Origin of the sequence: Bradyrhizobium genosp. SA-3 (assembly GCF_004212635.1) — a bacterium.
Lineage (GTDB): Bacteria > Pseudomonadota > Alphaproteobacteria > Rhizobiales > Xanthobacteraceae > Bradyrhizobium.
Window position 1 is genome coordinate 1 of record NZ_PSRT01000226.1, and the last position, 8,532, is coordinate 8,532.

Below are 8,532 nucleotides of genomic sequence, written 5' to 3' on the forward strand. Positions count from 1 at the left end.
CGAAGCGCTCGCCCTTGCGGCCGACGGGGCCGAAGCCGCGCGCGCGGTTGCTTCGGGACGGCGCGGGCGGCTGTCGGTCGGCTACATGTTCGTGTTGGCGAATGCGATGCTGCCGCGGCTCATCCCCGAGCTGCGCCGCGCGGTTCCCGGCGTCGACCTCGGCTTCGCCGAGCTCAGCGCCTCGACGCGCGAGGCCCGCGTGCTCGACCGCAGCGTCACGGTCGCGCTGTGCATGCCGGCAATCAATCATCCTGAGATCCAGGTGGCACGGATCGGTGCGCAGCCCTTCATGCTGGCCATGCCGATCCGCTCGCCACTCGCCCGTCTGAGCTCCGTGCCAATGACCCGCCTGCAGGGCCGTCCGCTGATCGCGCTCCCGCATCCGGACCATGGGCCCGCCTCCTCCGCCGTCGTCCCTTTGTTGCGTCGGCACCAAGTCGTGATGCCGATCGCCAGCCGGGTGGAGACGGTGCATTCGGCGATGAGCCTGGTTCTGGCCGGCGAAGGCCTCGCCATCCTGCCGGCCTGCGCGCAGCTCGGCGCGCCACGCGGCATCGTGTTCAGACCACTGCGTGACGTCACCGACTCTCTCGACATCGCAGTCTGTTGGCGGCGGGATTCCCAGAGTCCGCTAATCGGAACCTTCCTCAAATGCGCCGAGAAGGCAGTCGCGCGGATGTGAGGCCGCGCTACAAGCTCCAACTCACCTCAAAGCTCCAGGGCGGATCGGCGCCCGGACGGGTGCAAGTGAGGCCGGCGCAATTGGCGGCGAACGACAGCGCGCGGCGGAGCTCGTCGGTGCCGATGTCCTTGAGCCTCTCGCGCGCAAGACGTCCCTGCTTGTGCAAGGCGAACAGCAGCGCGGCCTGAAAGCTGTCGCCGGCCCCGATCGTGTCGGCCACCTCGACCTTGGGCGCGGCGACCTTGATCTGCCCTGCGCCCGCGTGCCAGGCGATCGCGCCGTCGTTGCCGCGGGTGATGACGACGAGGCTCGTACCCTGCCCGAGCAGCGCGCTCGCGCGTTGTTGATATGGCTCGTCCCCGAAGAGATAGGCGAAGTCGACGTCGGACATCTTGATGAGATCGGCGCTGGCAGCGAAGCCAGCCATGCGCGCGAGATAGGCCGGCTTGTCCTTGACCAGATTGGGACGGCAGTTCGGATCGAAGGAGATGGTCGACGACGCCCGCGCGTCCGCGATCAGGGCCTTCGTTTCGGCCGCGCCCTGGTCGTTGACCAGCGTGGTCGAACCGACATGGAGGGCTTCGACCTTATCGAACGGAATCGATCCGCGCCGATAGCTCCAGTTCCGCGTCGCGGTCCCGCCATCATAGAACGCATAATGCGACTCGCCCGCGACGATGCGGACGAAGGCGAGCGTGGTCTGGTGATCGCTGCGGGTAGCGAAACTGAGCTCCACATGCGAGGCCGCGGCATGATCTGCGATCATGCGGCCGAACAGATCGGTCGAGATGCCACCGACGAAGCCGGTCGGCGCGCCCAGCCGCGCCATGCCGATCGCGACGTTGAGGCAGGAGCCGCCGACCGCCGGTATCACCGCCTCGCGTCCGTCCGCGTTTCGCGTCGGGACGAAATCGATCAGCGCATCGCCGCAGGCAATCAGCATCCGTTTCAACCTCTCGCGATGTCGCGCATCGCCGCACGGCTGCCGCGATCGACCTCGCGCAGCAGCTTGTAGACCTCGCGCTTGCGGGCGTGAAACGCCGCCATGTCGGGCGCGGTCGGCTCGCTCTTGCGTCCCAGCGCCGACATCTTTGCCATGGTCTCGCCGATCGAGGCATAGGCGCCGCCGGCCACCGCGCCGAGCATCGCGGCGCCCAGCAGCACCGGCTCTTTCGTCTGCGGCAGCGCGACCGTGAGACCGGTGGTATCGGCCATGATCTGCCGCACTAGCGGGCTGCGGCTGGCGCCGCCGCCCATGATCATGATGCTGGAGCGCACGCCATGCGCGGCAAAGGCCTCGATCACCTCGGCAAGCCCGTAGGCGAGACCGCAGAGACCGGCGACGAACAGCCGCTCCATCGACGCGATATCGGTGTCTAGATCGAGACCCGCGATCACCGCGCGCGTATCAGGATCGGCGTAGGGCGACCGGTTGCCGATGAATTCAGGCAGCACATGGATGTCGCGGGCGAGCAGCGCGGCGCGGCTGGCATCGCCAGCGCGCGCGATGATGCGGCGCTCGAGGAAGTCGATGAGGTCGAGGCCCTCGTTGCGCGCCGCCGCGCTGGCCTCGGCATGGCCCGGATGCGACTTGAGGAGATGGTCGATCGCAGCGCCCGCGGCCGACTGCCCGCCCTCGTTGAGCCAGAAGTCCGGCACCATGCCGGAGTAATACGGACCCCACACGCCGGGCACGAAGCACGGTTCCTTCGTGGTCGCCATGATGCAGGCCGAAGTCCCCATGATGTAGGCGAGGCGATCGCACGCGTCGGTCGCGCCGCCCGAGCCGTCGCGGCCGCCGATCGCGCCGATCCCGCCGGCGTGGGCATCGATCAGTGATGCGCCGACCGGCGTACCCGGCGACAGGCCGAGATCAGCCGCAGCAGTCGGGGCAAGACCTGCACCGAGCCGCGTGCCGGGGGCGACGATCTCGGTGCCGATACGTGCGTATTTCTCGCTGACGAAGTCCGACAGGCCAATGCGCTTGAAGAACGGTGCGCTCCAGCCGCCGTCATGCGCGAGATAGTTCCACTTGCAGGTGACGGTGCAAGTCGAGCGCTGGAGCGAGCCGGTCGCGCGCCAGGTCAGGTAATCCGCCAGATCGAAGAAGTGACCAGCGGCGTCGAAACTCGCGCGAAGATGCCGCTTCAGCCACAGCAGCTTCGGCATCTCCATCTCGGGCGAGATCGAGCCGCCGACATAGCGCAGCACGGCATCCTCGGTCTCGTTGATCAGCCGCGCCTCGGCCGTGGCGCGATGGTCCATCCAGACGATGACGTTGCGCTGCGCCTCGCCGGAGCCGCTGACCGTGAGTGGCCCGCCTTCCCTATCGAGCACGACCAGCGAACAGGTGGCGTCGAAACCGATACCGCCGACGCTGTCGGGCGTGATGCCAGCTTCCGTCATCGCCGCGCGTACCGATGTCGCGCAGGCGTCCCAGATGTCCTGGGACGACTGCTCGACGATATCGCCGGCCTCGTGCCAGATCCGGATCGGGTGCCGCGCCATCGCGAGCAGCGTGCCCGCCTCGTCAAACACCCCTGCCCGCGTGCTCGTGGTCCCTACATCGACGCCGATATACGCTCGCGGCATTGTCGCTCCCGGTCGCTTCGTCAGTCCTGACGCAAGCCTACCAGCAAGTGTAGCCGCCATCCACCAGCACGATGCTGCCGGTCATCAGGCTTGCGGCCTCGGACGAGAGGAACAGCACGACGGAGGCGATCTCCTCGACCTGCCCCATCCGCGCCATCGGGGTTCCGCCGATCCAGGCGTCGTACATTTTCGGGTTGCTCTTCACGAAGGCATTGAGCGGCGTCTCGATATAGGTCGGCGCCACCGCGTTGACGCGGATGCCGCGTGCGCCCCATTCGGCGGCGAGCGACTTGGTCAGGTGGTGCACACCGGCCTTGGAGGCGTTGTAGAAGCACTGCTCCTGCGGCTTGTTGACGATGAAGCCGGACATCGAGCCGACATTGACGATGGCACCGCTCTTGGCCTTCAGCATATGCTTGCCGAACTCGCGGCAGCACCAGAAAGTGCCGTTGAGGTTGACGTCGATGACGTTGAGCCAGTGCTCGTCGGTGACGGTCTCTGCCGGCGTCTCGCTGCGCGCGATACCGGCATTGTTGACGAGGATGTCGACCTTGCCGTGGCGGGCGACGAGGTCGTTTGCGACGTCCGCCACACGCCTGGTATCGGTGACGTCCACGATCGCGGTCTCGATGTCGTAGCCCTTGGCCTTGAGGCTGGCCTTTGCGCTGTCGGCGACCTTGCTGTCGCGATCGCCGATGATGACCTTTGCGCCGGCCTCAGCCAGCGCTTCGGCGCAGGCGAGCCCAATGCCCTGCCCGCCGCCGGTGATGAACGCGGTCTTGCCGTTCAGCTTGAATTTGTCCAGGTACATGGTGGTCTTTCCGTTTTCTTGCCGTCTCTTGTCAGCCTCGAAGCGCGTTGCCGCCCTGGTCGAAGCGATGGATGCGCGCGGGGTCCGGCACCAGCGACACGCGATCGCCGGCATGCAGGCTCAGTTCGCCGATGTAGCGCGCCGTCAGCATGCCGAGCGGGCCGGCATCGACATAGAGGAAGGTGTCGCTACCGAGATGCTCGGCCACTGCGATCGTGCCCTGCCAGCCGTCGGCGCCGTCGCGCTCGATCTTGAGGTGCTCCGGCCGCACGCCGATCGTCGCGGACCCCTTCTGCAAGGCCGGCTCGCCGGTGACGAAATTCATCTTGGGCGAGCCGATGAAGCCGGCGACGAACAGGTTGGCCGGCCGCTCGTAGAGCTCCAGTGGCGAGCCATATTGCTCGATCTTGCCGCCGTTGAGCACGACGATCTTGTCGGCCATGGTCATCGCTTCGACCTGGTCGTGGGTGACGTAGATCGCAGTGGTGCCGAGCTGCTTCTGCAGCCGCGTCACCTCGATGCGCATCTGCACGCGCAGCGCCGCATCGAGGTTGGAGAGCGGCTCGTCGAACAGGAACGCCTTGGGCTCGCGCACGATGGCGCGCCCGATCGCGACGCGCTGGCGCTGGCCGCCGGAAAGCTCACGCGGCTTGCGGTCGAGATAGGGCGTGAGGTTGAGGGTCGCGGCCGCTGCCTCGACCTTGCGGTTGATCTCGTCCTTGGCAAGGCCGGCCATCTTCAGACCGAAACCGATATTGCCGCGCACGCTCATATGCGGATAGAGCGCGTAGGACTGGAACACCATCGACAGCCCGCGCTTCGCTGGCGGCGTGTCGACCACGTTCTTGCCGTCGATCAATATCTTGCCGCCGGAGACGTCCTCGAGCCCGGCGATCAGCCGCAAGAGCGTGGTCTTGCCGCAGCCGGAGGGACCGACGAACACCACGAAGGAGCCGTCGGCGATGTCCAAATCGGCGCCCTTGATGATGTGCACGGGGCCGAAGGATTTCTGCACGCCCTGAAGTGTGATCTGACCCATGATCCGGCAGCCCCTCTATTTCACCGCGCCGAAGGTGAGCCCGCGCACGAGCTGCTTCTGGCTGAACCAACCGAGGACGAGAATGGGCGCGATCGCGAGCGTCGAGGCCGCCGACAGCTTTGCCCAGAACAGCCCTTCCGGGCTCGAATAGGAAGCGATGAACGTGGTGAGCGGCGCGGCGTTCGAGGTCGACAGGTTGAGCGTCCAGAACGCCTCGTTCCAGGCCAGGATCAGGTTGAGCAGCAGCGTCGAGGCGAGCCCCGGAATCGCCATCGGCGTCAGCACGTAGACGAGCTCGCGGCCTATTGTTGCGCCGTCCATGCGCGCGGCCTCCAGGATATCGCGCGGGATCTCCTTGAAATAGGTGAACAGCATCCAGATCACGATCGGCAGATTGCCGAGGCAGAGGATGAAGACGAGGCCGATGCGGGAATCGAGCAGGCCGAAGGACTTGTAGATCAGGTAGATCGGCACCAGCACACCGACCGGCGGCATCATCTTGGTCGAGAGCATCCAGAGCAGGACGTCCTTGGTGCGCTTGGTCGGCGAGAACGCCATCGACCAGGCCGCGGGAATGGCGATCAAAAGCGCAATCAGCGTCGAGCCGCCGGCGATGATGATCGAGTTCATCGCGTGGAGCAAATAATCGCTGCGCTCCTGCACGGTCGCGTAGTTTTCCGTGGTCCAGTGGAAGAACAGGAAGGATGGCGGTACCGCGAATGCCTCGAGCTCGGTCTTGAAGCTCGCCAGCACCATCCACAGGATCGGGAAGAAGATCAGAAATCCGAACAGCCAGGCTGCCGCCGTCGATATCGCCACCTGCCGCGTCGTCGCCATCCGTGCCATGTCAGGCCTCCAAATTGCGGCCGACGATGCGGACCAGGAAGAAGGCGACGATATTGGCGATCACCACCGCAACGAGGCCGCCCGCAGAAGCGCTGCCGACGTCGAACTGGATCAGCGCCTGCGAATAGATCAGGAAGGCGATGTTGGTGGTCTGCAAGCCCGGCCCGCCGCCGGTGGTGACGAAGATCTCGGCGAACACAGTCAGCAGGAAGATGGTCTCGATCAGGATCACCACCGTGATAGGACGCGCGAGGTGCGGCAGGGTGATGTAGATGAAGGTCGAGACGGCGCTGGCGCCATCCATCTCGGCGGCTTCCTTCTGCTCCTCGTCGAGCGATTGCAGTGCGGTGAGCAGGATCAGCGTCGCGAACGGCAGCCATTGCCACGTCACGATCAGGATCACCGCAAACAGCGGCACATCATTGAACCAATCGATCGGCGTCAGGCCGAACAGCGAAGCGAGCCAGGCGAACAATCCCGACACCGGGTGCATCAGCAGGTTCTTCCAGACCAGCGCGCTCACGGTCGGCATCACGAAGAACGGCGCGATCACCATCAGCCGGACGAAGTTGCGTCCGATCACGGGCTGGTCCATCAGCAGCGCCAGGGGGATGCCGAGCAGGATGGTCAGCGCCAGCACCGAGCCGACCAGCACCAGAGTGTTCTGGAGCGAAGCAAGGAAGGCGGGATCGGTGAGGAAGTAGCGAAAGTTTTCCAGGCCGACGAACGCCTCGGAACCGGGATCGAGCAGACTGTAATGCAACGTCGAAAAATAGATCGTCAGCGCGAGCGGGACGATCATCCAGATGAACAGCAGCCCGACGGCCGGCGTCAGGAGCGAGCGCGCAAGGAACTGCGTCTGCCGGGTTGCCATCCCTGACTTCTCCTTTCGGGGAAGAAGGCGGCCATCCATCCGGGGATCCGTGGATGGCCGCCAGTTTGAGCTCAGGAGGGAGAGCTCGGGTTCACTTGATGTAGCCGGCGCGCTTCATCTCGCGCTCGGTCGCAGATTGCGCGGCGGTCAGCGCGGCATCGACCGTCATTGATCCCGCAAGCGCGGCCGAGAACTGCTGGCCGACCTGCGTGCCGATGCCCTGGAATTCGGGGATCGCGGCGTATTGCACGCCGACGTAAGGCACCGGCTTCACCGTCGGCTTGTTCGGATCGGCCGCGTCGATCGAGGCCAGCGTCAGCTTGGCGAACGGGGCGACCTTCAGATAATCAGGGTTCTGGTAGAGCGAGGTCCGCGTGCCCGGCGGCACATTGGCCCAGCCCTCCTTCGACGCCACGAGCTTGGTGTAGTCCTTGCTCGTGGCCCAGGCGATGAACTTCTCGGCCGCTTCCGTCTTCTTGGAGCCGGCGGGGATCGCGAGATTCCAGGCCCACAGCCAGTTGGCGTTCTTGCCGAGCCCGGTGTTGGGTGCGAGCGCGAAGCCGACCTTGTCGGCGACCTTGGAATCCTTCGGGTTAGTGACGAAGGACGCCGCGACCGTGGCGTCGATCCACATCGCGCACTTGCCGGCGTTGAACAGCGCCAGATTCTCGTTGAAGCCGTTGGAGCTCGCGCCGGGAGGGCCGGCTTCCTTCATGAGATTGACGTAGGTGGTCAGCGTCGCCTTCCATTCCGGCGTATTGAACTGCGGCTCCCACTTCTCGTCGAACCAGCGCGCGCCATAGGAATTGGCCATGGCCGAGAGGAACGCCATGTTCTCGCCCCAGCCGGCCTTGCCGCGCAGGCAGATGCCGTAGACGCCGCCGCTCTTGTCGGTGAGCTTCTTGGCCGCGTCGATGACGAAATCCCAGGTCGGTTTCTCCGGCATCTTCAGGCCGGCCTTCTCGAACAAATCGGTGCGGTACATCACCATCGAGCTCTCGCCGTAGAACGGCGCGGCGTAGAGCTTGCCGTCGGCGGAGACCGCATCCTTGATCTTCGGCAAGAGATCGGCGACGTCGTAATCGGCACCGAGATTGGCGAGCGGCACCAGCCAGCCCTTCTTGGCCCAGATCGGCACCTCATAGGTACCGATGGTGAGCACGTCGAACTGGCCGCCCTTGGTGGCGATGTCTGTGGTGACGCGCTGGCGCAGCACGTTCTCCTCCAGCGTCACCCATTTCACGGTGATATCGGGGTTCTTCTTGGTGAACTCACCCGTCAGCCCCTGCATGCGGATCATGTCGCCATTGTTGACGGTGGCGATGGTCAGGGTCGTTTCGGCCATCGCGGGGATGGCCAGCAGCAGGCAAGACGCGCCGCAGACGGCGCCCAGGACGTGTTTCACGGTGACCTCCCTAGAACCGCGTTTTGAGCATATGCCCACGCGTTGGGCGTATGTTCAGCCCAAGGAAGACGGTTGTCAAGCAGGCGCGCGAGCGTTCAAGCAACTTATGAGTGCTGCGGTGCGGGAGGCTTTGTAGTGTCGCGCACAGGGGCGACGGCGTTCTCCACCTCTCCCGCTTGCGGGAGAGGTCGCATCGCATCGAAAGATGCGATGCGGGTGAGGGTTTTCTCCTCTTGGGGAGTCTTGCCAGTCGAGAGACCCTCTCCCCAGCCCTCTCCCGCAA

General features: G+C 65.2%; 8 protein-coding genes. 1 reads left to right on the forward strand and 7 read right to left on the reverse strand.

Translation table 11 applies throughout. The annotated features are described in order from the left end of the window. On the forward strand, nt 1–682 hold a 682-nt coding region (locus CWO91_RS40390), incomplete at its 5' end, for a LysR family substrate-binding domain-containing protein (RefSeq protein ID WP_130220901.1). A gap of 7 nt (nt 683–689) precedes the next feature. Here CWO91_RS40390 and CWO91_RS40395 read toward each other — a convergent pair. The 7 genes from CWO91_RS40395 to CWO91_RS40425 all read right to left on the reverse strand — a co-directional run bounded on the left by CWO91_RS40395 (nt 690) and on the right by CWO91_RS40425 (nt 8,249). Further along, on the reverse strand, nt 690–1,625 hold the full coding sequence (locus CWO91_RS40395; protein WP_130220902.1) for a carbohydrate kinase family protein: 936 nt from the start codon (nt 1,623–1,625) through the stop codon (nt 690–692). A gap of 5 nt (nt 1,626–1,630) precedes the next feature. Further along, a complete protein-coding gene (locus tag CWO91_RS40400) occupies nt 1,631–3,274 on the reverse strand; it encodes an FGGY-family carbohydrate kinase (RefSeq protein WP_130220903.1) in 1,644 nt (547 codons plus the stop codon). A gap of 37 nt (nt 3,275–3,311) precedes the next feature. After that, a complete protein-coding gene (locus CWO91_RS40405; RefSeq protein ID WP_130220904.1) occupies nt 3,312–4,085 on the reverse strand; it encodes an SDR family NAD(P)-dependent oxidoreductase in 774 nt (257 codons plus the stop codon). A 31-nt stretch (nt 4,086–4,116) separates the two neighbouring features. Beyond that, nucleotides 4,117–5,124 carry an ABC transporter ATP-binding protein gene (locus tag CWO91_RS40410; protein WP_130220905.1) on the reverse strand — a complete coding sequence of 336 codons (1,008 nt, stop codon included), beginning with the start codon at nt 5,122–5,124 and terminating at the stop codon, nt 4,117–4,119. Between the two features lie 15 nt (nt 5,125–5,139). Continuing rightward, nucleotides 5,140–5,970 (reverse strand): carbohydrate ABC transporter permease, encoded by an 831-nt coding sequence (locus CWO91_RS40415; protein WP_130220906.1) that lies wholly within the window; start codon nt 5,968–5,970, stop codon nt 5,140–5,142. 1 nt (nt 5,971) lies between these two features. Next, nucleotides 5,972–6,844, reverse strand: coding sequence for a carbohydrate ABC transporter permease (locus CWO91_RS40420; RefSeq protein ID WP_130220907.1), 873 nt, complete (start codon nt 6,842–6,844; stop codon nt 5,972–5,974). Nucleotides 6,845–6,935: 91 nt separating this feature from the next. Continuing rightward, nucleotides 6,936–8,249 carry an ABC transporter substrate-binding protein gene (locus tag CWO91_RS40425; RefSeq protein WP_130220908.1) on the reverse strand — a complete coding sequence of 438 codons (1,314 nt, stop codon included), beginning with the start codon at nt 8,247–8,249 and terminating at the stop codon, nt 6,936–6,938. Between the last annotated feature and the right edge of the window lie 283 nt (nt 8,250–8,532).

Coding starts and splice junctions, on each gene's coding strand:
- CWO91_RS40420 (WP_130220907.1), bottom strand. CDS start 6,844: ATGGCAACCCGGCAGACGCAGTTCCTTGCGCGCTCGCTCCTGACGCCG.
- CWO91_RS40415 (WP_130220906.1), bottom strand. CDS start 5,970: ATGGCACGGATGGCGACGACGCGGCAGGTGGCGATATCGACGGCGGCA.
- CWO91_RS40410 (WP_130220905.1), bottom strand. CDS start 5,124: ATGGGTCAGATCACACTTCAGGGCGTGCAGAAATCCTTCGGCCCCGTG.
- CWO91_RS40405 (WP_130220904.1), bottom strand. CDS start 4,085: ATGTACCTGGACAAATTCAAGCTGAACGGCAAGACCGCGTTCATCACC.
- CWO91_RS40395 (WP_130220902.1), bottom strand. CDS start 1,625: ATGCTGATTGCCTGCGGCGATGCGCTGATCGATTTCGTCCCGACGCGA.
- CWO91_RS40400 (WP_130220903.1), bottom strand. CDS start 3,274: ATGCCGCGAGCGTATATCGGCGTCGATGTAGGGACCACGAGCACGCGG.